Source organism: Marinomonas sp. BSi20584 (assembly GCF_002792415.1).
Taxonomy (GTDB): Bacteria; Pseudomonadota; Gammaproteobacteria; order Pseudomonadales; family Marinomonadaceae; genus Marinomonas; species Marinomonas polaris.
Genome location: NZ_KZ454878.1, coordinates 142,017 through 166,913, shown reverse-complemented (window position 1 = coordinate 166,913; position 24,897 = coordinate 142,017). Strand labels below are relative to the sequence as shown.

Annotated in this window: 21 protein-coding genes; 8 read left to right on the top strand and 13 right to left on the bottom strand. The window is 41.9% G+C overall.

Annotated features, from left to right (window positions below; translation table 11 throughout):
• Window positions 1-94: 94 nt before the first annotated feature.
• The gene (locus TY87_RS11415; protein ID WP_100187174.1) at window positions 95-1,696 is read right to left on the bottom strand and encodes a methyl-accepting chemotaxis protein; all 1,602 of its coding nucleotides are present in this window, start codon (window positions 1,694-1,696) and stop codon (window positions 95-97) included.
• A 259-nt stretch (window positions 1,697-1,955) separates the two neighbouring features.
• On the opposite strand from TY87_RS11415, the gene purB reads away from it, so the two are divergent.
• The 3 genes from purB to TY87_RS11400 all read left to right on the top strand — a co-directional run bounded on the left by purB (window position 1,956) and on the right by TY87_RS11400 (window position 5,091).
• A complete protein-coding gene (purB, locus tag TY87_RS11410) occupies window positions 1,956-3,329 on the top strand; it encodes an adenylosuccinate lyase (protein ID WP_100187173.1) in 1,374 nt (457 codons plus the stop codon).
• A 113-nt stretch (window positions 3,330-3,442) separates the two neighbouring features.
• Window positions 3,443-4,645, top strand: a complete 1,203-nt coding sequence (locus tag TY87_RS11405) for a cupin domain-containing protein (protein WP_100187172.1) — start codon at window positions 3,443-3,445, stop codon at window positions 4,643-4,645.
• A gap of 29 nt (window positions 4,646-4,674) precedes the next feature.
• Window positions 4,675-5,091, top strand: a complete 417-nt coding sequence (locus tag TY87_RS11400) for a GNAT family N-acetyltransferase (protein ID WP_100187171.1) — start codon at window positions 4,675-4,677, stop codon at window positions 5,089-5,091.
• Between the two features lie 118 nt (window positions 5,092-5,209).
• Here TY87_RS11400 and TY87_RS11395 read toward each other — a convergent pair whose 3' ends face one another.
• Complete coding sequence (locus TY87_RS11395) at window positions 5,210-5,830, bottom strand: BamJ family beta-barrel-assembly machinery protein (protein ID WP_072840989.1); 621 nt, start codon at window positions 5,828-5,830, stop codon at window positions 5,210-5,212.
• Window positions 5,831-6,282: 452 nt separating this feature from the next.
• On the opposite strand from TY87_RS11395, the gene TY87_RS11385 reads away from it, so the two are divergent.
• Both TY87_RS11385 and TY87_RS11380 read left to right on the top strand, forming a co-directional pair.
• The gene (locus tag TY87_RS11385) at window positions 6,283-6,765 is read left to right on the top strand and encodes a universal stress protein (RefSeq protein ID WP_100187169.1); all 483 of its coding nucleotides are present in this window, start codon (window positions 6,283-6,285) and stop codon (window positions 6,763-6,765) included.
• Window positions 6,766-6,873: 108 nt separating this feature from the next.
• Window positions 6,874-8,886 (top strand): DNA topoisomerase III, encoded by a 2,013-nt coding sequence (locus TY87_RS11380; RefSeq protein ID WP_100187168.1) that lies wholly within the window; start codon window positions 6,874-6,876, stop codon window positions 8,884-8,886.
• Window positions 8,887-8,927: 41 nt separating this feature from the next.
• On the opposite strand, the gene TY87_RS11375 is transcribed toward TY87_RS11380, so the two are convergent.
• The 6 genes from TY87_RS11375 to exaC all read right to left on the bottom strand — a co-directional run bounded on the left by TY87_RS11375 (window position 8,928) and on the right by exaC (window position 16,440).
• A complete protein-coding gene (locus TY87_RS11375; RefSeq protein WP_100187167.1) occupies window positions 8,928-9,548 on the bottom strand; it encodes a LysE family translocator in 621 nt (206 codons plus the stop codon).
• A gap of 120 nt (window positions 9,549-9,668) precedes the next feature.
• The gene (locus TY87_RS11370) at window positions 9,669-10,361 is read right to left on the bottom strand and encodes a hypothetical protein (RefSeq protein ID WP_232617115.1); all 693 of its coding nucleotides are present in this window, start codon (window positions 10,359-10,361) and stop codon (window positions 9,669-9,671) included.
• 180 nt (window positions 10,362-10,541) lie between these two features.
• Window positions 10,542-11,237, bottom strand: a complete 696-nt coding sequence (locus TY87_RS11365) for a hypothetical protein (RefSeq protein WP_157789895.1) — start codon at window positions 11,235-11,237, stop codon at window positions 10,542-10,544.
• A gap of 134 nt (window positions 11,238-11,371) precedes the next feature.
• Complete coding sequence (locus TY87_RS11360) at window positions 11,372-12,946, bottom strand: inorganic phosphate transporter (protein WP_072840995.1); 1,575 nt, start codon at window positions 12,944-12,946, stop codon at window positions 11,372-11,374.
• 303 nt (window positions 12,947-13,249) lie between these two features.
• Window positions 13,250-14,632, bottom strand: a complete 1,383-nt coding sequence (locus TY87_RS11355) for an L-serine ammonia-lyase (RefSeq protein ID WP_072840996.1) — start codon at window positions 14,630-14,632, stop codon at window positions 13,250-13,252.
• A gap of 290 nt (window positions 14,633-14,922) precedes the next feature.
• Complete coding sequence (gene exaC, locus TY87_RS11350; protein ID WP_100187165.1) at window positions 14,923-16,440, bottom strand: acetaldehyde dehydrogenase ExaC; 1,518 nt, start codon at window positions 16,438-16,440, stop codon at window positions 14,923-14,925.
• A 294-nt stretch (window positions 16,441-16,734) separates the two neighbouring features.
• Between exaC and TY87_RS11345 the strand changes: the two genes are divergently transcribed.
• Window positions 16,735-17,658 carry an AraC family transcriptional regulator gene (locus TY87_RS11345; RefSeq protein ID WP_072840998.1) on the top strand — a complete coding sequence of 308 codons (924 nt, stop codon included), beginning with the start codon at window positions 16,735-16,737 and terminating at the stop codon, window positions 17,656-17,658.
• Between the two features lie 12 nt (window positions 17,659-17,670).
• Here the strand turns inward: TY87_RS11345 and TY87_RS11340 are convergent, their stop codons facing one another.
• The gene (locus TY87_RS11340) at window positions 17,671-18,888 is read right to left on the bottom strand and encodes an MFS transporter (protein ID WP_100187164.1); all 1,218 of its coding nucleotides are present in this window, start codon (window positions 18,886-18,888) and stop codon (window positions 17,671-17,673) included.
• Window positions 18,889-19,268: 380 nt separating this feature from the next.
• Between TY87_RS11340 and TY87_RS11335 the strand changes: the two genes are divergently transcribed.
• Window positions 19,269-20,480: an MFS transporter gene (locus TY87_RS11335; RefSeq protein WP_100187163.1), complete on the top strand. Its 1,212-nt coding sequence runs from the start codon at window positions 19,269-19,271 to the stop codon at window positions 20,478-20,480.
• A 28-nt stretch (window positions 20,481-20,508) separates the two neighbouring features.
• On the opposite strand, the gene TY87_RS11330 is transcribed toward TY87_RS11335, so the two are convergent.
• From TY87_RS11330 to folM, 4 genes are all read right to left on the bottom strand, one after another.
• Complete coding sequence (locus TY87_RS11330; RefSeq protein WP_100187162.1) at window positions 20,509-21,684, bottom strand: MFS transporter; 1,176 nt, start codon at window positions 21,682-21,684, stop codon at window positions 20,509-20,511.
• 68 nt (window positions 21,685-21,752) lie between these two features.
• Window positions 21,753-22,028 carry a hypothetical protein gene (locus TY87_RS11325; RefSeq protein ID WP_232617114.1) on the bottom strand — a complete coding sequence of 92 codons (276 nt, stop codon included), beginning with the start codon at window positions 22,026-22,028 and terminating at the stop codon, window positions 21,753-21,755.
• A gap of 189 nt (window positions 22,029-22,217) precedes the next feature.
• Window positions 22,218-22,901 (bottom strand): GTP cyclohydrolase I FolE, encoded by a 684-nt coding sequence (gene folE, locus TY87_RS11320; protein WP_072841003.1) that lies wholly within the window; start codon window positions 22,899-22,901, stop codon window positions 22,218-22,220.
• A 73-nt stretch (window positions 22,902-22,974) separates the two neighbouring features.
• Complete coding sequence (gene folM, locus TY87_RS11315) at window positions 22,975-23,697, bottom strand: dihydromonapterin reductase (protein WP_100187160.1); 723 nt, start codon at window positions 23,695-23,697, stop codon at window positions 22,975-22,977.
• 248 nt (window positions 23,698-23,945) lie between these two features.
• Between folM and TY87_RS11310 the strand changes: the two genes are divergently transcribed.
• Window positions 23,946-24,869: a dienelactone hydrolase family protein gene (locus TY87_RS11310; protein WP_100187159.1), complete on the top strand. Its 924-nt coding sequence runs from the start codon at window positions 23,946-23,948 to the stop codon at window positions 24,867-24,869.
• Window positions 24,870-24,897: the final 28 nt, after the last annotated feature.

The following is a 24,897-nucleotide window of genomic DNA, read 5'->3' as shown; positions in this document are numbered from 1 at the left end:
TGTCTATTTGATCTGTTTTTTATGCTCTATTGCGATTTACCAGTTAATTAACAAACCGCCATACTTCATTGCTAAATCACACCTAACCTTAAAGTTAGACCTTAAAACTAGAGATAAGATCAGATAAAGCTTTAGATTGCCCCAACACTTGCTTAGCCGCCACGTTTGACTGCTCAGCGTTTTCACTTGTTAGTTCCGCTTCATCACGAATAGAACGAATTCGTCCATCAATATTTTCTGAAGCAGCTGCCTGTTGTTCCATAGCCGATGCAATCTCAATAGCCATGGCGGAAATATTCCCCATAGAAGACGTAATCGTATGCAAGGCTTCTTTTGCCTTTAATGACTGAGCAACACTTTGCTCTGCTTGTTGCTTACTTTCGCCCATTACAAGTACTGCATCTTGCGAGCCTTTTTGTAATTGAGTAATCATTATCTGAATTTGTTCTGTGGAATCCTGAGTGCGCTTAGCAAGCGTTCGAACTTCATCAGCAACGACAGCAAAACCACGTCCCTGCTCACCGGCACGAGCCGCTTCAATCGCAGCATTCAATGCGAGCAAGTTAGTTTGATCGGCAATGCCTCGAATCGAATCTAAGATACTACCAACATCAGAGGTTTCTTTTTCCAAGGCCTGAAGCACTCGTGATGCTTTTTCAACACCTTCAGATAATTGTTGAATTGATAAAACACTGTTATTCACAACCGACTCTACTTCTTTTGCTATGTAATCGGATTCTTTCGCAGCTGTCGCCGCTGCATCAGCACTGTTAGCAACATGACGCACTGTGGTTTGCATCTCTGCAACAACACTAGCAATACCCGATGTTTCTTTTTGCAACCCCTGCATACCAATACGCGTTTTATTTGAGGCAACCAGCATTTGCTCGCCGGCTACCGACAACTGAGCTGATTGACCCTGCTGAGTCACAACAAGAGAATGGATACCCTTAATAAACACGTTAAAACTGTGTGCGACGGAGGACAACTCATCATTGCCCTTATCATCAAGGCGAACCGTTAAATCGCGGGCACCAACAGAAATATTATGCAGAGACGATTCAAGCGAATTTAAATCTGGAAGCACACGGCGACGTAAAACAACTATCACACCAACAATCACAACACCCGAAATTAAACTGCTGATCAAAGATAAAAATTTAGAATCTTCAAGAGTCTCAATCGAAGCTACTGCACTTTTATCAAGTTGATCAGATAACTCATTAGCAATTTGCTCTAATGATTGAGCCAAACGCGCCGATTCTTGATCTAGACCACCAGCGCCTTTCATTAAACTATTACCAGCATCAGTGCCATTATTAATATAAGCAGAGGCCATTTCTCGACCTACTTTGTAAACCTGTTTCAATTGCTGCTCTAACTCATTTACGCGAGAGCGGTAACTAGGCATGATTCGAGTCAGTTCTTGTAAGCTCTTCATAGCACTTTTCATGCTCGCATCAACTTCGGGTAACGCCTCATCACTGCGCGTTGCGCCCATATCCGTCAAAAACTGTTGCACTTGCACAACGTAATAACGAGCATCCTTCATAGCAGATACAGCATCAGAGATAACTACTTGCTGACGAATGGCAGCTTCGTTACGAGTTAAGCCCTGCTTGCTAAGTAAATAAAGCGCAGACAAGGCTACCAATACAATAACAATGACCAAATTCATGATACGGCTGATCTTCATGTTCAATACTTTCCTAAATAACTTCTAAAAGGGCGTTAATTTGGCAGCATCATACAAGTGAGAAGAGTTTAAAACACCTTGATTTAACAAAAATATACTCAAAAAAACGAGTAATTAATAAACAGAACAAAAGACCAACTGTTTATAAGCTCATTAAAACTAAACCGCCTTCTGCAAATATACAGTCTGGCGTAGCGGTAGGCCGCGCTTTTGCCTATAATAGCGGCTCCCTGAAAACCATGTTCGAGGCGTTATCTCAATGGAATTAACTAGCTTAAATGCAATTTCCCCTATCGACGGTCGTTACGGATCGAAAACAAACGTACTACGTCGCTCCGTGAGCGAGTATGGTTTGCTGCGTATGCGAGTCATAGTCGAAGTTCGCTGGCTACAGGCTCTTGCCAAACACCCACAAATTGTTGAAGTTCCAGCATTGAGCAATGAAGCCAGCGCTTTATTAGATCAGCTTGCAGATAACTTCAGCGAAGCTGATGCACAAGCTATTAAAGATATTGAGAAAACCACGAACCACGATGTCAAAGCAGTGGAATATTTCATTAAGAACAAAATGGCTGATAACGCAGAGTTAGCAGCGATTTCTGAATTTGTTCACTTCGCTTGTACATCAGAAGACATCAACAACTTATCTCATGCATTAATGTTGCGTGAAGCATTGGAAGAAGGCATTACTCCAGAGCTTAAAAACGTCATCAAAGCAGTTCAAGATCTAGCAATCGAGCACGCTGAACAATCTATGTTGTCTCGTACGCATGGCCAAACTGCCTCACCAACCACAGTTGGTAAAGAAATGGCTAACGTTGCTGCGCGCCTTAGCCGCCAACTTAAGCAAATCGAAAACGTTGAATTTTTAGGCAAAATCAACGGTGCTGTAGGTAACTACAATGCTCACCTTTCGGCTTACCCTGATGTGGATTGGCAAGCACACGCTGAAGCGTTCGTTACTTCCCTGGGTTTGACTTGGAACCCTTACACGACTCAAATTGAACCTCATGATTACATCGCAGAGCTATACGACGCCATTTGCCGCTTCAACACCATCTTGATCGATTTCGACCGCGATGTGTGGGGCTACATTTCTATGGGCTTCTTCAAGCAAAAAACCATTGCTGGCGAAATTGGTTCTTCTACCATGCCGCATAAAGTTAACCCAATCGACTTCGAAAACTCCGAAGGCAACTTGGGTATTGCGAACGCAATCATGGGCCACTTGAGCGCTAAACTGCCAATCTCACGCTGGCAGCGCGACCTAACTGACTCTACGGTTCTTCGTAACCTTGGCGTTGGTTTAGCTCACAGCTTGATAGCTTACCAAGCAACTCTAAAAGGCATCAGCAAGTTGGAAATCAACGCTGCACGTCTTGAAGCAGATTTAAATAATGCATGGGAAGTATTGGCTGAGCCAATTCAAACCGTTATGCGTCGCTACGGCATCGAATCTCCATACGAGAAACTAAAAGAGCTAACTCGTGGCCGCACTATCGACCAAGCGACTATCGAAGCTTTTGTCGATACGCTAGAAATGCCTGAGCAAGCCAAAGCCGAATTGAAAGCGCTAACACCAAGCACTTACATCGGTAACGCTGTTGCACAAGCGAAAGCGATTCGTGACTAAGTCTTACTTTAACAAGTAAATAAAAGAGCCGATTTATCGGCTCTTTTTGCCTTCAAGGCTGCTAATCTTTAGCAATATCACTACTTTCTTTGTTCTTTTTTATTGAGCGATTTATGACAGACCTAAATACACCGTTGGCTATTCTTGGTGGCATGACAGCCCAAACCTTTATCGACGAATATTGGCAGAAAAAGCCTTTGTTAATTCGCGGTGGTCTTGTCGATTTCGCTGTGCCATTGGAAGCCGATGAGCTTGCAGGCATGGCAATGGAAGAAGAAATTGAATCTCGTATTGTGATCGAGAACGGACTAAGACCTTGGGAAATGCGCCAAGGACCTTTTACCGAAGACACTTTTGCTACCTTGCCTGAAAAAGAATGGACGTTATTAGTTCAAGCCGTTGACCATTGGGTACCAGAAGTCCAAACACTTAAAGAACGATTTGAGTTTTTACCCAGCTGGCGCTTAGACGACGTCATGGTAAGCTATGCAACAGAAGGCGGTAGTGTTGGCCCACATTACGACCAATACGATGTGTTCTTAGTACAAGTATCAGGTAAACGTCGATGGCAGGTATTGTCGCCAGATGAATACCAAGATTCTGTGATCCCCAACATCAAATTACATATTTTAGACAACTTCCCTGTCAATTCAGAAATGGATTGGGAAGTGGAAGCTGGCGATATTCTATATTTGCCGCCTAACTTTGCACACAATGGCCGATCATTAGACGACGAGTGCATGACTTATTCCATCGGTTTTCGTGCGCCAAGTATGCAAGATGTCTTAACAGGTATTCGCGATAAACTTTGCGAAGCTGACAATGTTAAAGATCGCTTTGCCGCACCTGAAACAGCAAATCGTCAACACAGTGCGCACATCAGCAAAGACGATATTCAATACCTACAAACACAACTGGCTCGCCTTATTAATCAGCCCGACCTACTGGCTGAATGGTTAGGGGAAACGATGAGCGAGAGCAAGTATCCTGAATACCTCGTACCACTGAATCATGAAGAATTAAACGAAGCATTTAGCAGTGCGACACAAGGTCAAACTTTTATTCGCCCTGGCGATGCGCGTATTTGTTACTATGTTCAACAGAACACTGAGAACAAAGGTAAGATTAGCGTGTTTTGTAACGGTGAACACTTACTTGTGGATGCAGAACTAACGAGCTTTGTTGAAGCCGTTTGCCATCAAGTTGAGTTTGATTTTTCTGGGCTAGATTTGAAACAAAATACAGATCTAGAACCTCTTGTGCGCTTTCTCATTCGCCAGCAAGGGCTGATCGAATTGGTTGCACCAGAAGAATAAAAGAACGCAATATTAAGTAAGGTATTCACATGAAGGTTTTAACGTCAGACTGGAACAGCAGCAAAGATCAGCTTACCTTTGTGCGCAAACAAGTCTTTATCATTGAGCAAGGTATCGACCCAAAAGACGAATGGGACGAGCTAGATGAAGACGCCGTACACTTTGTATCCTTTGGTACGACAGCGGTTCCTACAGGAACCTGCCGCTTAACAGAAAACGGACAAATTAGTCGACTTGCTGTTTTACCTGCATATCGTCATCAGGGTTATGGTGAAATGCTGTTAAACCGAGCAATGAAAGTTGCCAGAGAGATGGGAGTTCGCAAAGTCTTTTTGCATGCTCAAGTTGACGTACAGACCTTCTATGAAAAACAAAAATTTCACGGTGATGGTAAAGTCTTTTTAGAAGCTGGAAAAATGCATATTCACATGGAACGAGACATTTAGCTTTATCTTTACCAGCCCATTTAAAACAAAAAAGCGAGTCATCCGATATGGGTCGACTCGCTTTTTTATGCATTTCTCTTAATACACTGTTTTTAATGTATTGCTTTAAGCTATTTCATTAAACAACAGCAATTAGCTCAACATCGAATTGTAAAACAGAGAAAGGTTGAATCATCGCGCCAGCGCCTTGAGCGCCGTAAGCCAATTCAGCAGGGATAGTAAGACGGTACTTCGCGCCTTCTTTCATCAACTGAAGACCTTCAGTCCAACCTGCGATAACGCCAGTTAGAGGGAATTCAATTGGCTCGCCACGAGCAATAGAGCTATCGAATACTTGTCCGTCAATCAAACGGCCTTCGTAATGTACACGAACAGTCGCTTCACGGCTTGGTGTTGCACCCGTACCTTCTTCAAGAACTTCAAACTGCAGACCACTTTCAGTCGTTTGAACGCCTTCTTTTGTTTTGTTTGTAGCAAGAAAGTCTTCGCCCGCTTTCACATTCTCTTCAGACTCTGCACGGCCTTTTTCTTCCATTTTTTGCTGTAGTTCAGCAAAAGCAGCTTCTAGCTCTGCGCCAGGAACACGCATTTCAGTTCCGTTTAGTGCATCTTCAATCGCAGCAAAAAGATGCGTTAGAGACAATTCACCAAGATCGCTACCACGTAGTTGATCACCAATTTGACGACCAATGCCGTATGCGATTTTTGCTTCGTTAGAGTCGAACGACAGTTCTGACATGTTTACACTCTCTTATTCGTTTACTAAAAAATTGAACGCGTATCATAACATAGGCAAATCTCATGAGCTTGTTTTTCAAACGCCTCGACTTACCAAAACCTAAGCAGTGAAAATATATTAATCAGCCCTATAGATTTATTAAATGATATTCATTATCATTTAATAAATCTATATTCATTCAGGAGTGCGTTATGAAACATAAGAGCTTTATCCCGTCTCCAAAGAGATATATAAACGATAAAAAGCCGACCGATTATTGGGGTATGCTGTTTATTAGCTTTATCTTCTTGTCATCAATGAGCTGTTTTTTATTTGCTAATCATGGCAATCGACAAGCTTCCAATAGCTTATCGCTTACCACTCATCAAATAAGCACAACGATAATTGACACAGATCAGAGCAGCAAAAGTTAAAAAGATTAAGCTATAGGTACATTAAAAGAGGATCTTGCCATGTTACCTAAAATAAACACCATTGTTTACGCTTGCGATCTAGACAGTAAAACACAGGCCGCTATGGAGCTAGTACTGAGCTTAGCCAAAACTCATGGGGCAAAAGTCATATTAATGCATGCAATTGAGCCTTTAAATGCTCAAGCATCAAATATGATAAACAACTATATTACCGAAGAAGTTAGAAATGCAATGCGCAAAGATGCCATCACAGACATCAATACACGCATGGATAAATTGCTAGCTGAATTTATGGAAAAGTATTCAGAAGAACTGTCTAGTTTAGAAACAGCTCCTGAAACCTTGATAGTCAATGGCGCTCCAGCTGACTCTATTCAGCGCATTGCAAAAGAAAAAAATGCTGATTTAATTGTTATGAATAGCCGAACACATGGCCGACTGAGCCAAATGATCATTGGCTCAACGGCAAATAAAGTCATTCACACCAGCTCAATTCCAGTGCTAGTTGTACCGATAAAGTAACGGTTGTACCGATAAAATAGCTGTTGTGCCAATAAAATAACACGTTACTCTAGTCACACTTCTCTGTGTCCGATACACTTACTGTATATATAAACAGTAAGTGTATTTATGATTCTTTATATTGCCGAAAAACCCAGCCTTGCCCGAGCCATTGCCGCCGCCCTTCCCTCACCACAAAAAAAAGAAGAGGGCTGTATTTGGTTGCCTAATGGTGACTGCGTTAGTTGGTGTATCGGCCACTTGCTCGAACAAGCTGAGCCTCATCAATATAATCCAGCTTATAAAAGTTGGAATTTAGACCACTTGCCTATCATTCCGACTGACTGGCAATGGCAAGAAAAAGCCAACACAAAGAAACAACTTGGCATTTTAAAAAAATTGATTAAAAAAGCCACTGTTTTAGTTCATGCAGGAGACCCGGATAGAGAAGGCCAATTGCTGGTCGATGAAGTACTTCACTACACCAAGGTTCCAGCACAGAAACTGAAAAACACTCAACGACTTTTGGTGAATGACTTAACACCTTCTGCGGTAAAGCAAGCACTTAGCAATTTGCGTTCAAATAATGAATTTGCGGCGCTATCTCGATCGGCGTTGGGCCGCGCTCGTGCAGACTGGTTGTTCGGCTTAAACCTAACACGTGCTTATACCATCAGGGGCCGTCAAGCTGGCTACCAAGGTGTTCTATCTATTGGGCGAGTGCAAACGCCAGTACTAGGACTTGTTGCTGCTAGGGACAAAGAAAGAGAAGCCTTTTTTCCAAAAGACTTTTATCAAGTATGGGCGAGCATACAAACAACTCAAGATGCCATATTTCAAGCTAAATGGTTGCCTAGTGAAGCTTGCCAACCTTACATGGACGATGAAAACCGAGTGCTAAGCTTGCCGCTTGCGCAAAACGTCGCCAATCGCATTACCAATAAACCAGCGATTGTGATTGAAGCAAATTACAAACAAAAGAAGCAACCAGCACCACTACCCTACAGTTTGTCAGCACTTCAAATTGATGCAGCAAAAGCATTTTCTCTTTCCGCCCAGCAAGTGTTAGATACTTGCCAAGCTCTTTATGAGCGTCATCAGATAATCACCTACCCTAGATCCGATTGCCGTTATTTACCCACTCAACAGCACAAAGACGCTGCAGCTATTATCGCCGCTCTCACACGTTCGGGAGGTGATATAAAACAAGGCGCAGAGAACGCCAATGCATCACGAAAAAGTAAAGCGTGGAACGATAAACAAGTCACGGCTCACCACGCTATTATTCCAACAACTCAAGCTCACAAAGCGGCATCACTTTCCAAAACAGAGGCGCTGGTATTTAACTTGATTGCCCGCCAATATCTTATGCAGTTTTATCCTGAATACGATTATTTGGCGTCTTACATCAAATTGGAAATTGAAGGTGGACTCTTTGAAGCGAAAGGTAATACACCGATTGCACTTGGCTGGAAAGCGCTTTTACCCAATAAAAACAAAAGTAAAGACCCAGAAGATGAAAACCAAAACGAGCTACCAAAGCTAAGTAAGAATGAAGAACTCTGGTGTATACAAGGGCAAGTCCAAGAGAAAGTCACTACGCCACCGGCAGCTTTCACTGACGCGACATTACTGGCTGCCATGACCGGTATCAGTCGCTTTGTGACTGATAAAGACATTCGAGCAATACTGAAAGAGACCGATGGTTTAGGTACAGAAGCGACGCGAGCGAGCATTATAGAGTTACTTTTCAAACGAGGCTTTTTGATGAGACAAGGTAAACAAATTCACGCCAGCCAAACAGGGCGTGCCTTTATTGATTGTCTACCTAAGCAACTGGTCACTCCTGATATGACGGCAAAATGGGAGTCAGCTCTTAACAGTATTAGTCTTGGAGAAGCAAGTTATCAAGAATTCATGACAAATTTAGAAGGCAACTTAAATCAGTTACTAAGTGCTTCCCGAGATATGCCGACATCCGCATTACACAACCTACCGCCGCCAACAAAAAATCCTTTCGCTAAACGAAAAGGCTCAACAAACAAAAGGACGACAAGTACAAGAAAAACAACCGGAACGAAATCTATCAGCACAAAAACGACAAGCTCAAATACAAAAAGACGCTCGAAAGCGCCTTCTTAGTCTATTCAATATTGTTCATTCCACATTTTATTAACGAACAATCAACCGATCGCGAGCCATACACCAACACCAACCATTAATGTACCAGCAATACGGTTCATGATGCGTACATTACCACTTTGCATAAGAATAGATTTTAAAGTTCTCCCGCCTGCAGCGTAAATAAGCAAACAAGTGAGTTCGAGCGTTAAAATGATGGCAATTAATACAATCAATTGACCAGTAAGTGGGCGACTAGCATCTAAAAAAGGTGGCAATAAAGCGACAAAAAAAGCCCAGCCCTTAGGATTAGCAATTGCGGTCACAAAACCTTGTGAGATTAAATCTAAACGTGAAGCAGGCTTGACTCCAGTGGCGTCCGCTTTAATGGCCATTTTACCTTTAGACAACCACATCTGAATCCCAACGAAGGCAAGATAGGCACCGCCTATATATTTCAACACCATAAACACACTAGGATAATTCAGTAATAATGCAGCAACACCAATCGCGGATAAGGTAGCCACAGTTGCAACACCGACTAACTCACCCAGCATCATCCAAAGTGCGCGCTTAACGCCAATAGTCATTCCCAACGTCATGGCTAATGTCATACACATGCCTGGCGTAATAGAGACAAAAAAGAAGGTCGGTATAAAAGCGGAGAGCAGTGCTAAATTCACAAGAGATCCTTATCTAACATGTAGTAATTTACGAGACAAAATTCTCATGACTTAGCATAAGTAGCAAGCACTAAAATACAGATAAATGGACTTGTTCTTAAAATATAAAAAGAAGGGAAACTAAAAATGTTTTTTTGTTTTAAATGTGGAGTCCTCAATAAACTTGCTCCATTCATCATCCAACTCCCCCTCATCTTCACTATCCATATTTTTAGTCATCTCTTCTTCTGCTTTTTGCAAAGCAAGATCATCTTCAATTTCTTGCAGCAGATCTTTAAGCTTAAGAATAGCAGGTTGAGCTTCGACAGACTCTTTGATGGGTGTTAATTGCGACAAAGCCTCTTTATACATTTCTATAGCTGTGTCCATTTGACCACTCAAAAACGCCTTACGAGCAAGGTAGGCATGATAATCCGAGTTAACTTTGTAGTGATAAAAATTTAATAACTTACTGTATCGATAAACAACATCTTGATCGATGGTTTTTTCTTTCTGCGATAAAATTAAATAGGATTTGAAGGACTCAAAGAGGCGCTTTACTTCTATTATAAGCAATTCATCATTCATCGGCTTAGCACGTCTTTTCTGCGTGTTCGTTTGGAACTCTGCCATTTCTTCTGCTAAATGACCGCGACGACGAGTTAATGTTGGATCTGGTTGCAATTCAATAAGCTGATCGTATATAGCGATCATTCGAGAAAATAACCACATTCTCATATCTTTGGGCTGATACTGGGGAGGCATCTCATCAAGATAGCGACGCACCTGACGCAATTGATTATTAAGCGTTGTCACTTTACGCAATTTTTCCAATCGAGCCTGCTCTTTTAACTGCAGAAAAATTGCGAAGGCAATAAATCCACCGATAACGAGCAAAAGCACTGTAATGGTAACGGCTGTCATATGATGAGTAGTTTACCTTAGTAATATTTATATACGAAACGCCTGCAGGCTTCAAAAGTACGAATACGAATAAAATTCGCCAACTAACTTCTATTTGAGCTCCGCTTTATTGTTCTTTGAAAATAAAACCTTTTCAACTTCCTGTATCATGCTTTGTAGACGTGCCATCTCTCTTTTCGAGCTACTCACAGAAGCATTTTTTTCCATAACTGATAACGCAATTCGATATTTTTCTAGCGCTCTATTTTTCTTATCATTATCTAAATCAAGTCTAGCCTGCCGTACTAAAAGATCGCGATAAGCCAAAGCATGCGCATAACGTATCAAAACAATATGATGCCTTATTATTACTCTACTCGCACCATAACTTTCACCCATGCTTCTCAACTCTCTGAGCATAAATTGAAGTGCGTTTTGGATTTGATCTAACTGCTCTTGACTGACGACACGATCCTTTGCTGTTACTTGACGCCCTAACTTCAGTTCTGTCAACAGTCTTAGTAGATCAGCCTGCTTTGAAACAAACTCCGACTTATAATTAGATGTCACAAGTTGAGTTATAACAGAAAGCAAATATTCTATGAGAAAGATTTTGGTATCTCTCGCCATGTAACGATCAGAAATCATTTCTAATGAATAAAGTAAGCGATCACTTCGATTCGATAAACGAGAAAGTAGCTTCTTTTTTAACTCCCTTTGATGTCTTCTCCAACGGAAAAAAGCAGGCAGCAAGCAAAGAACGGCCAAAAAGATAACGGCAACTAAAATCAACATACTTAATTTCATTACTTAATAGTTACCTAAGTTGCGACTTTATATAGAAATAAAAAAGTAACTTACTTTTATATAACACAGACGGCGGGATGAAAACAAAAAAAGATCAGAGAAGCTGATCTTTTTTTGTTTATCTTGAAAGAGACTTATCGAGAAACAGAAAAGCCGAGTAACATATAAAAAATTATAGCTGAAAGTACAGCAGAAGCAGGAACAGTAATCACCCATGCAGCAGCAATACGTAACAAAGCAGAGCGTTTCACCAATTCTTTCTTCGTTGCTTTCTTCAAGCCTTTACGTTCTTCAGATGAGATAGGGGATGAAGCTTGCGCGGCTTTCAATTCTTTCAAAATTGCACGCTTTTCCTCGACATCCGCCAACTTGAAACGTTTCACAAACTCTTGTGTTTGCTGACCATTGTGACCCGCAGATTCTGAATGAGAAATGATAGACGCCAGTTTTTTCTCATACGATTGTTTCAAGTACTCACGTAAGAAACCAACACCAAAGATCCCGCCCACAGCAATGTGAGTAGAACTAACAGGTAAACCAAGCTGAGAAGCGACAATTACCGTAATAGCAGCTGCCATGGCAACACAAAAAGCTCGTGTTTTATCCAATTCAGTGATTTCAGATCCGACCGTTTTGATAAGCTTAGGACCAAATAGAGCAAGACCAACAGCAATACCAATACCACCAACCATCATAATCCAAATAGGGATCGATGCTTTGCTAGAAACAGCACCAGTCATTAAAGCATCATTAATAGCAGCAAGTGGCCCAATCGCATTGGCAACATCGTTAGCACCATGAGCAAAGCTAAGCAAAGCAGCAGATACAATAAGAGGAAGTGTAAATAAACTATTCACAGCATCTTTATCATTTTTCAATGCAGTTGCCGCTTTATCGATCATAGGACGAATGAGGAAGTAAACAGTTAATGCAATTGCAAAAGCGATCATCGCTGCCGTAACAAAATCTAGCTTCCAAAGATGTTTAAGACCTTTAAGAATAAGATACGTTGAGAACGCCCAAACCATTAGGCCAACTAATAAAGGTACAACCTTTTTAGCCGCATCAATCATGTCGCTTTTATAGGTAATTGAACGTTTGATATACATTAGGAATAACGCAGCGATCACGCCCCCCATCACTGGCGAAATGATCCAGCTAGCAACAATCGCAATCAATTTATCCCAATTCGCAATATCCCAACCGCCAGCAGCAATACCTGCACCAAGTACACCACCAACAATAGAATGAGTTGTCGAAACAGGAGCACCAAGATAGGTCGCTAAGTTTAGCCAAATTGCACCAGCTAATAAGGCCGCCATCATAACCCAAATAAAGGTTTCAGCGTCGCCAATTGAATTAGGATTAATAATGCCATTTTTAATAGTACCAACAACTGTACCACCGGCAATCAAAGCACCAGCAGCTTCAAAAACAGCAGCTATCAAAATTGCTCCAGTCATAGATAAGGCTTTAGACCCTACCGCTGGCCCAACATTGTTAGCCACATCATTAGCGCCAATATTTACGGCCATGTAGGCGCCAATTGCCGCTGCGATGGCTAATATAGATAAATTAGAAACCCCAACACCATTAGCTGAAGCATAAAAACCTGATAGCAAAACAAAGGCTAAGGCAATCAATACACGGACAAACTCATGACCACTCAATAACGTGGATTCTTCTTTCGGGTTATTTGTAAGATCCATACGGGCTCTTCTTTCTATAATTAATCTATGCCAAACCGTTGATAATTTAAACGATGCTTAAACTACCGACGACATGCTTATCCTAGCATCCCAAATAAATTTGGCTCTCAATTCATCCCGTCACATTTTTTGAAAAATGTAAATTCGGCGCCATTCTACACTGGGAGTCTTCAGATAAAAACCCCTAAACTTGCTGATAGCTACGACTCGAAAAAGGACAAAAAAAGTGCCTAAAGAGGCACTGAATGAAAAGATACTACAGAAATATGACCGTTTTGTTACAAATATAATATTACTAAGCAGCTAGCATTCAATCACATTGACGGCTAGTCCGCCTCGAGATGTTTCTTTGTACTTATCATTCATATCTCTTCCTGTGTCTCGCATGGTACGAATGACTTTATCGAGGGAAACATAATGCGTTCCATCGCCCCGAAGTGCCATACTCGCAGAGTTAATGGCTTTAATTGATGCCATGGCATTGCGCTCTATACAAGGCACTTGCACCAAACCACCAATAGGGTCACAAGTCAGACCCAAATTATGTTCCATACCAATTTCTGCCGCGTTTTCTATTTGTTCAGGAGAACCGCCTGTCGCCGCTGCCAATCCAGCCGCAGCCATAGCACAAGCCGATCCCACTTCCCCTTGGCAACCCACTTCAGCACCAGAAATAGACGCATTTTCTTTGAACAACAACCCGATAGCCGCTGCAGTAAGGAAAAAATTAATCACGCCCTCTTCACTAGAACGAGGACAAAACTCCCAATAATAATGCAATACAGCCGGAATAATTCCCGCTGCACCGTTTGTCGGAGCCGTTACTACACGCCCACCAGCGGCATTTTCTTCATTCACTGCCAAGGCATAAAGATTGACCCAATCCATAGCACCTAACGATGGTGTAATCATATCCATGCGTGTTTTACTGGTTAAATCTCTGTATAGGCTAGCGGCTCTACGCTTTACTTTTAGTCCACCAGGTAAGATTCCTTCACTACGAATACCTTGCTGGACACAGGCCCTCATTACAGACCAGATGGAAAGAATGCCTTGCTTGATTTCATCTTCGGTCCGCCAATGTTTTTCATTTTCCATCATGATCTGCGCAATGCTTTTGTCTTGTGCTCGACAAAGCTGAATCAATGTTTCGGCGCTATGAAACACATGAGGAAGTTCAGTGGCATCCTCAACCAACGCCACATTTCCGTGCTCATCTTCCTGCACAATGAAGCCACCACCAACTGAATAAAAGGTCGCTTGGTGAATTACTTGGCCTTCAGTATCAAAGGCAACCAACACCATGCCATTAGCATGAAAGTCTAAACGATCAATACGGTGATAAATTAAGTCTGTCGTGACATCAATAAAAATAGGCCGCTGAGCCAATAGATTAAGATGTGAAGATGTCTCTATTTGCTCAACTCGCTCATTAACACGGCTAGGATCAATCAAATCTGGCAGTTCACCTTCAAGCCCCATTAAAACTGCTGATCCAGTACCATGTCCTTTCCCAGTAGCACCAAGCGAGCCATATAAATCAATTTTTAACCGACTCACTTTAGGTAATAGATGCCGATCTTGTAACTGATGAACAAATTGATTTGCAGCCACCATAGGGCCAACTGTATGAGAGCTGGAAGGACCAATTCCCACTTTAAAAAGGTCAAATAAACTGATTGCCATAGCCTTTTCCCTCTGCCGATAAATGCTTTTTTACACGGCGATTAAAATACAAAGTACGAGTTCAATGCCAAAAGAAATTATCACTTATGAGATAAAGTTTCCAATTGGAAACAGATTTTTTTTGTCTATATCAATTACAAGTTTCGAAAGAGGCAACTTTTTGACGTTTAAAGATCATTATATTGGTGATGAAATTAGTCCTTAAAGTAGAAAAGAAAAAAACCAAAAGACCGAAATCTTTTGGTTTTTCATTATTATTCATGATGAGTCAGCGATCTACTTTGACTGAATTAAAAGAATCCTAATGGATTCACATCATAACTAATCAACATATTTTTAGTCTGTTGGTAATGTTCTAGAGCGATTTTATGAGTCTCACGACCAACGCCAGATTTTTTATAACCACCAAAAGCAGAGTGAGCTGGATACTGGTGATAGCAGTTCATCCAAACACGACCTGCTTCTAAGTTACGCCCCATGCGATATGCAAGGTTGGTATCGCGTGTCCAAACCCCAGCACCTAAACCAAATTCACTATCATTGGCGATAGCAAGCGCTTCAGCCTCGTCTTTAAAGGTTGTTACGCTAACAACTGGGCCAAAGATTTCTTCTTGGAAGATACGCATGCTATTAGAGCCTTTGAACAAGGTTGGCTGTACATAGAAACCTTTATCCAAACCATCTACCGATTCGATGCCGCCGCCAATCAATAGCTCTGCACCTTCTTTTTTACCAATCTCGATGTAGCTTAAGATTTTATCAAATTGTTGTTTGGATGCTTGAGCGCCAACTTGCACGTCAGTATCCAATGGGTTGCCGCGCTTAATGGTTTTAGTACGCTCAATAACCAATGCCATGAACTCATCATAGATAGATTCATGGATCAGGGCGCGAGATGGACAAGTACAAACTTCACCTTGGTTAAAGAAAGCCAACACCAGACCTTCAACACATTTGCTGATAAAAGCTTCTTCATGTTGCATGACGTCTGCAAAGTAGATATTCGGCGATTTACCACCTAACTCAACCGTAGAAGGAATGATATTCTCTGCCGCACATTTCAAAATATGCGAACCAACAGGCGTCGACCCAGTAAAGGCAATTTTGGCAATACGTTTGCTGGTCGCTAGTGCTTCACCTGCTTCTTTACCATAACCGTTGACGATATTAAGCACGCCTGGTGGCAGAAGATCTTGGATCACTTTGACCAATTCAAGAATAGACGCTGGTGTTTGCTCTGCTGGTTTTAGAACCACACAGTTACCTGCAGCAAGTGCTGGAGCAAGTTTCCATGCAGCCATCAAGATCGGGAAGTTCCAAGGAATAATTTGACCAACTACACCTAATGGCTCGTGAAAATGATACGCCACAGTATGTTCGTCTAACTCAGCCGTGCTGCCTTCTTGCGCGCGTAAACAGCCTGCAAAATAACGAAAGTGATCTGCCGCTAAAGGAATGTCAGCATTTAAGGTCTCGCGAACTGCTTTACCATTGTCCCATGTTTCGGCAACAGCAAGGGCTTCTAGATTTTGCTCGATGCGATCCGCAATTTTCAACAATATATTGGAACGATTAGTAACGGATGTTTTACCCCAAGCCGCGCGTGCAGCATGTGCAGCATCTAGGGCTAAATTGATGTCTTCTTCAGTAGAACGAGGAATTCGACAAAATACTTCGCCATTAACTGGGCTAATATTATCGAAGTATTGACCTTTCACCGGTGCGACCCATTTACCGCCGATAAAATTACCGTACTCAGCTTCAAACGTAATAAGGCTACCGTTAGTACCAGGTTGAGCGTAGATCATAAAATATTCTCCATTCTTGTTGTTTTTATTTAAAGAGGACTTTGATGCCTGCTGCACTCGCAACTTCGTGCAAAGCTCTCTTTAGGTTTTTAATCTTTGTTTTAACCTTGATAGTAAGAGTAGGAAGAAAACGAGAAGAAAACTTGCCTGTGAGTCCATGAAACTTGTCTAGCGATCCATTTCTGCTGTGCTTTAGTATTGACCCACGAGCAAGCAAGAGTGATGATGAGTAAAAGATAATTAGCCACGCCGCACAATTAAAATAAAAAACATTGAGACAAAAGAGGTGTGTAAATGAGTCGCTCTATCTCAACAGAGAAAATATTACTGCAACATAAGCGCGCGCCAGTACAGTTGGTCGAAAATCGTGTTTGTTTTGCTGGGCCACACTCCGAGCTCAGTATTTACGACACTTACGAGCAAGCACAAAAAGTCAGCTTAAAAGCCGACTCTTTGCTTTATTGTGGAATGGTTACAGGAGCAAAAGTCATGCACACCAAAGAGCATGACAACATTCCCTTCTTGCCCCATGAATCTTTTATATTGGCACCAAAAGAAGAAGTCTTTATTGATTTCCCCGAAGCACAATTTCATCGCCCAACTACATGTCTCACCATTGCTATTTCACAAGAACGAGTAGCACAAATTTGTGATCGCATGAATGACATTATGGTGGAATCTTTACCCTCTGGCGTCGCACTAGATCCAAACCAACACCTGCACACCCTACATACTCAAGCAACGCAGCAAGTCATAGATAGACTTACCAGTGACTTTCTTCGCAATGATCCAGACAGAGATTTACTCGTCGACTTTGGTGTAAGTGAATTGGTCACTCGAATAATCCGACATCATGGTCGAGACGCTCTATTACGCTTCACCCAACGCTCACCAGATGCAAATGGTCTCACTTGTGTTATCCAATGTATCGAACAAAACCTAGCACAACCTTTGGATATAAATCAGCTAGCTAAGATGGCCTGTATGAGTCGTAGTCGCTTCTACGAAAGCTTTAAACGTCAACTAGGCTGCACGCCATTAGAATATCAACATCAACGCAGAATGAGCCGCGCTTACCAGCGTCTACAAGAAAAATGTTCAGTAACGGAAGTGAGTTATGAACTAGGTTACTTAAGTTTGAGTCACTTTAGCCGACGTTTCCATCAACACTTTGGTATGTCGCCTCGTCAAGCAACACAAACTCAGCTCAATTCATAACAGAAGATAGAACTAAAAGGCGTGTCCTGACTTGGATTTGCAGTACATGAAAACAACCAGCATAAAAATTAGCCCAAACATTAAACCAAAAAATGGCACTAACTGCCCTAATTGGTACAAAGAAGCCAAAATGACAGGCCCCAATGCAGCTCCCAGCCCTTGCATAGAAGCATTCATGCTTGCCAAGCGACTCTGTTGATCATCTTTTACCAACAAAGTTTGTGCGGTCACTATGCCCGGAAACAAGAACCCAAATCCTGCGCCAAACAACCCCATGGCAAACAAAACGCCAGCGTAGGAATCTAAAAAGATAAATGCTAGCTGAGCCAGCACTCCGACGCCAACCCCAGAAAAAATCAAAGTCACTACACCAAGCTGGAATCGTGGTACCAATATCATTTGTACTAAAATGCTAAAGCAAGACATGGTCATCATGGCAAATCCCAACTGATGTGTTGTCTGAGCAACATCAAGCTGAAACCTATCCTGAATCAAAAAGCTCATAATTTGCTGAACACCTGTCATCGATAAGATGGACAACGAAGACATGCACAAAAATGGCATAACCGGCTGAGTAAGCCAATTGATCTTAGGTGGTTTCACAAATTGACGCACATGCTTAGTATCTTTTACAAAAAATACCACCAGCAAAGCGATGCTACCCGCCAAAAAGGCAATGATATAGAAAGGCGCAGTCAGTCCTAAACTACTCAATAAAGACGCAAAAGCTGGACCTAAAATCATCCCTATACTAAAAGCTGCACCAATCATAGCAATGGTAGAACTACGATGTTTAATGTCAGTATGAGCGATTAAATAGGTCTGAACAGAAGGTAAAACACCAGCAATTCCAAGGGAAAAAATAATACGCAAACCGAACACCAAATAATAGGTTTCCTCCGCTGATAAATGCTTAGCCAAGGCTTCTTGCAGCACAAATCCTGTCAGGGTAATGGTCATTGCATAGCTACTCATGCCGATAATCACCGAACGCACACGACCAATTCGATTAATGATGCCACCCCATAAAAAAGCAGCAACAACAAAGGTTGCAGCGCCTGCGGTAATAAGCGTACTGATTCGAACATCAGCCAAACCAATTTCACGACCAATTGGCGGTAAAGACGTAAATATAAAAGACTGCCCAATCCCTACCGCCATCAAACAAGATAACAATAACCAACGGGACAAACGCTCATGAAGAGAGGAGTAGATTTCGGAATTAATCAATGCATATCCTTGATATCAAACTAGCAGTTCAGTCTGCCTAGATAGCAGATCTTTTTAAACAAGCAGGTGACGTAAACTTGATCTCATAAAAGGGCTATTTATCATCCTGATAAACTGCGCAATAAATTATCATATTCTGGTGTTTTTTTCTGGCCATTATGAGTAAAACCAAGGATTTAAAATGGAAATAACGACTATCAAGAAATAATCAGAAAAGCTTAGGTTTTCTTTTTGCACCAATGATAGAAAAATGCGTAAAATCATTTTTATAATAAATGTACCTTCTCGCTCACTCCCGTTAAAAATGGCCGAATTCCCAAAATTAACGTGCTTAACGAGTGCGCTAATGACTGTTTCAGCAATGAAAAAGAAAGGAAATCATGCAGCCTCTTTTTAAACACCCAAATTTTGTCCATTTCTGGATCGGGCAGATAGCCTCTTCTTTTGCTTTTCAAATGCTCAGTGTTGGTATTGGCTGGCAAATGTACGATCTGACCAACAGCCCAATGGCACTAGGTCTAGTGGGACTTTGCCAGTTTCTCCCGCAACTACTACTAACCTTGGTAGTAGGACATGTCGCAGATCGCTACAACCGTCGGTTAATTTGCGTTTGCACTCGCTTCACCATGGCTATGACGGTCGGAATACTAGCCTATGGTAATATGACATCGACTATCTCAGCCGATATGATTTATATTTGCGCTGCACTACTAGGCACAGCGAGAGCCTTTGAAATGCCTGCAAATCAGGCTATTTTACCCAATCTTATTCCTAGCGAACTATTATCTCGAGCTGTCAGCGCGATTGCCTCAGCAAGAGAAATTTCGGTTATCGCAGGGCCTGCACTTGGTGGCTTAATTTATCTCTTAGGGCCAACTACACTCTATTTATCGAGCATGAGTTGCTTCTTAATTTCTTGCGTCATTATGTTCTTTTTACATTACAACTTTACGGTAAAAACTAAGTCGCCAATTAGCATTGAGCACCTATTCGGTGGACTCACTTTTATACGCGGAAACAAAGTCATATTAGGCTCGGTATCATTAGATATGTTCGCGGTTTTATTAGGTGGCGCTACCGCTCTCTTACCTATTGTGGCAAAAGACATTCTTCATACTGGTCCATGGGGATTAGGTTTATTACGCTGTGCTCCAGCACTTGGCGCATTACTCATGTCGGTGTACTTAGCACGTCGTCCATTAACCCACAGCGTGGGGAAAATTATGTTTGCCGCAGTGGCTATTTTTGGTGTTGCAACCATTCTATTTGGTTTATCTGAAAACCTTATTCTATCGATGCTTGCCTTAGTTCTCCTAGGCTCGTCTGACATGATCAGCGTTGTTATCCGCTCAACGCTTGTACAGTTAGAAACTCCGGATGAAATGCGCGGTCGAGTCAGTGCCGCTAACTCTGTATTTATTGGCAGTTCAAACCAATTAGGTGAATTTGAATCTGGGGTAACTGCAGCATGGTTCGGCGTGGTTCCAGCCATTGTTATCGGCGGAGTCGGAACCATTGCTATCGTTGGTATTTGGATGTATTTGTTCCCAACCTTATTAAAGCGTCACACATTAGACAAAGAAAACGATTAGCGCTCTTATGTTGGGATTGTGCTTACACTCAGGAAGCACGTCTTAAAATAATGTGGAACAAACCAAACAGTAGCACCGCATAAAACAAAAAGCTGATGGTTAAAGAGGTCAGCCCAAAGTGTCCGCCAATCAAACCACTTAAAAATGGCAAGGTCATGGCTCCAGACACTGCAGCGCTCATTTGAAAGCCGATTGCATGCACTGAATACTTTTTTCCAACTCGTGTGACTGTTTGTGAAATCATACAAGGGAAAATAGGCGCCGCGCAGAAGCCCATTAATGCCAAACCAAAATAACTCGTATAAGGTGTCGCACTCATTGTAAAAGAGAGTGCGCCTAAGGCGACACCAGCCAAACAAAGACGTAATAATTGATCTACGGCAAAACGCTCTACTAAGAACCCGAAAATTGCCCGACCAAATGCTAAAGCGCCCCAATAAACAGCTACCCAAGTTCCTGCGCTGGCTAATGAAATACCGCGAGATTCCGTCATCACAGTAAATGCCCACTGCCCAACACCCACTTCAACACCTGAATATAAAAAGAAAAATGCAATTTGAAAACGAATAACGGGGTGCTTCAATGCCTGAAATTGGGTAATTGCTGGCGTGTCATCTGCTTGAGTGTCGGCTTTTTTGGGGGCATGTTTATCGCTTTCCCAAAGGTGTCGACTAAATATAAATACCATCGCCATGACAAACAATATAGTCGCGAGAACAGCATAACCCAACCGCCAATTCTGAGAAAAACTTACCAAAACTGTTGTAACAATAATAGGTCCAGCGGTTGCACCTACACCGAATGCGGCGTGCAACCAATTCATATGACGGGTAGTAAAATGCTCTGCTGCGTAAGCATTAAGCCCTGCATCAATAGCGCCTGAGCCCATACCAATTACAATAGAAAACAAGACAAAAATAATAAATGAGGAACTGAAATAGAAACCGAAAAGACCGCAACTCACCAGCAAGCTACTGATAACTAGCAACCAACCGACACCAAAGCGAACCATTAAATAACCGACTGAAAAGCTCGACATTAGATAGCCCACGCCACCAGCGGCAATAACTAAACCCAGCCAGCCGGTAGGGACACCAAATTCAGTCCGAACAAATGGCCAATTGATACCATGCGCGGCGTCAGGTAAGCCCAGACTAATAAAGCCTAAATAGGCAATAAATAACAACACGCCAGATGTGCGCATGAAATATCCTTGTTCAAATAAAGATTATTTGAACCCATTCATTGGACAAATAAAATCTTTAAAATAACTTAATGCCACTTACGCTTATCTTTTTCAATAGTCTTCCATTTCCAGTTTGGCGCTTCACCTTTCCAGTAATAACATGCAATCAAAATAAGCGTGCTAATTACCATAGACACGGCCCATTTAAGCAGCTCAGTTTTTGGATCATTCACGATGCTAATAACGACGACCATCAACAGGTATAGGGCTAAAACAGCCCAGCCTTGCCAGGTGTTTGGCCTCCCCCAACCCCAACCATTCTTTTTTGCTGGAAACCAAACTGTCTTCTTTTTATCCGTCATATCAAAAACCCCAGAGCTAAATAATGCTATATGCTGAAACACTTTGCCTTAATTCAGCCCATAAAAAAAGAGCCTACGTGAGCAGACTCTTTTTATTGAAATTAATAATTCTACTTTTGGGCTTGATGATTATGTCTAAAGTACTAATCTAGCCAGCTTATATCTTACAGACTCTTATCTTGCGAGCTCTTATCTTGCAAGGAATTCACCACGCGTTTTGTCGCTGCGTTTAAACAGTCCGCCTAGAGCGGTGGTTTGAGTTGAAGAACTCGCATCCATAACGCCTCGAGCTTTTACACAGTAGTGCACGGCACTAATACTTACCGCAACGTTGTCGGTTTCAAGTAAGGCTTGCAAGGTGACTAGAATCTGCTGAGTAAGACGTTCTTGCACCTGCGGACGCTGGGCAAAGAAACGCACTATACGGTTGATTTTAGACAAACCTATAATTTTCGTTTTAGGTAAATAAGCAACTTTCGCTAAACCATCAATGGTCACAAAATGATGCTCACAAGTACTGGTGAAACTAATATCGCTTACTTTCACCATTTCATCTACTTGCATCTTATTTTCGATCACGGTAATTTTTGGAAACTGTGCGTAATCCAAACCAGAAAAGATTTCTTTTACGTACATTTTAGCAATACGGTGTGGCGTTTCAGCCAAGCTATCATCGGTCAAATCTAGACCAAGCGTTGTCACCACATCTTCAAATGCACTTTTAATACGCTGGTATTTTTCTTCGCTCGTCAAACCATTATCAATCATCGGGGTTTCTAAACCACTATTGATAAGAGCATCGCGTACTTTTATCGCCTCATTAGACAACACAAGGCGGTTTAAATTAGTTTGTTCAGCTGTGTTAGCTTTCATATGTTTGTCCTAAGTTGCTTAACCCTGTCTCATGACATGAAGGCGTTCAAAAAAAGAAGTCCCATTCGGCGAGTTAGACCAAATGCCGGCCTCCATCAAGTGACAAGGTTCGACCTGTCATATAGCGACTGTCTAATATGTACTGTATCGCTAGCACACCTTCTTGCTCCCCTGGCTCCTTGCGCAGCAAGGATTTATTCAATGCTTTGTTACGGTATTCTGTGTCATCGCCACTGTTAAACATTAAAAGTGACGGTGCGATCGCATTAACCTTAATTCGAGGTGCAAATCGTTTAGCAAACGAGCAAGTTAAGTTTGCTAAGCCTGCTTTACTCGCAGCATAAGCTATGTGTTTATCACTGCCTTTTTCAGCTACATAATCCGTCATGTGAATAATGTCTGCTTGCCCATCTTGCTCAGAACCCGCACATAATAATGCTTCGAAGGCCAGATTTATACGATAAGGCGCAAATACGTGGACTTGCCACATTTTTTCCATTAATAACGCCGTATCCAAACAATCTTCTTCAGAATCCCACTCAGAAGCATTATGAATAATCCCACCAAGTCCCGAATACCGAGCTTGTATTGTAGCAATAAATTCATCCACACCAGAGATGGATGAAAAATCAGCCTGTATACAAGAAATCCCCTGTCTTTCTAATATGGCAATGTCTTCTCGTTCTCTGCGATAAGTAATAATTACCTCATATCCTTGAGCAACTAACGCTTTAGCACAGGCAAGACCTAGGCGCTGCCCTCCGCCTGTAATAATAATTGGCATTTTACGCGTCATTAGTATCCGTTCCTACTGAGTTATCATCATTAACTACATGAAAAAATACTATCGATTCAACATCTGTATTTTGTTTCAGCCAACGTTTAATTCTTCGGCTAACCTTAGATACGTGCGCTTTTAAAAAAGAGATCAATCGATATCATCTAAAACATTTTTTTCTACGTATCCATTGAACCACTTTTCATTAATAAGTTCTAAAAAATGCGTTGTTGAATTTCACTATCCAACTAAAAGAAGGAATTGCGATGACCTTACTAAAAGAAAGATCGACCGATACATTATTAACAAGCGGCAGTATTCCCCAGGAAGCTTTCGATTGGTACGACGAATACGCTCATGGCGACATAGATCGACGCACCTTTTTATCTCGCCTTGGAACACTTAGCGTAACTGGATTAACTCTTTCCGTCGTCGCTGGAGCACTAACACCCAACTACGCGTTGGCGGAGCAAGTGTCATTTAATGACCCAGATATTACAGCTAGTTATGTGGTGTACGATTCACCCAATGGGCACGGTAAAGCTCGCGGCTATTTAGTTCTTCCAAAAAACGTCAATGCTGACAACAAAGCCCCAGCCGTGCTGGTTGCTCACGAAAACCGTGGTCTTAACCCATATATAGAAGATGTCGCCAGACGCTTAGCAAAAGCAGGATTCATCGCCTTTGCTCCTGATGCGCTGTTCCCTTTGGGTGGTTATCCTGGCAATGACGATAAAGGCCGAGAAATGCAGAAAACACTGGATGGAAATAAGATTGAAGGTGATTTCATGGATGCGGCAACTTTATTGAAAAAACATGAATTAAGTACTGGAAAAGTCGGCATGGTCGGCTTTTGTTATGGCGGTTACTTAACCAATGCCTTGGCCGCTTCAATGCCAGATACTATCGATGCTGGCGCACCTTATTACGGCACACCAGCTAAGTCCAACATAGATAAAATAAAAGCACCGTTGCAGCTGCATTTTGCCGAATTGGATAAACGAGTGAATGATACTTGGCAAGATTACGAAGCAGCGCTAAAGGCTAATAAGGTTGATTACACAGCCTATGTGTATGCTCAGGCAAATCATGGTTTTCACAATGATTCCACAGCTCGTTACCAAGAGAAAAACGCCGAGCTGGCATGGGAACGCACCATTAGTTTTTTCAAAAAAACATTAAGCGCTTAGTCTATGTAAGGCGTTACGGACGACTAAC